General features: G+C 69.6%; 1 protein-coding gene. It reads right to left on the reverse strand.

From position 1 onward, the window contains the following. A partial coding sequence (locus ACQG3P_RS25290; protein ID WP_426806574.1) for a helix-turn-helix domain-containing protein occupies positions 1-230 on the reverse strand: 230 nt, incomplete at both ends.

Raw genomic sequence — 230 nt, forward strand, 5'->3', positions numbered from 1 at the left:
CCTGACGACGCGGGCTCTGCTGTCGATCTCCCCACGCCGCCTTGCCATCATGCGCGCCGCATCCGGCGAGGGGGGCAGACCGAACGCACGCGCGTACTCGCGGGTGCACTGGGTGGGGCTCTCATAGCCGACATCAAGCGCGGCTGCGGTAACACTGGTTCCGCGCGTCGCCAGCATCTGGCGGGCCTGCAGCAGGCGCAGCTGCTTCTGGTACTGAAGCGGGCTCAGCG

It is taken from the genome of Stenotrophomonas sp. SrG (assembly GCF_050031795.1).
Taxonomy (GTDB): Bacteria; Pseudomonadota; Gammaproteobacteria; order Xanthomonadales; family Xanthomonadaceae; genus Stenotrophomonas; species Stenotrophomonas rhizophila_A.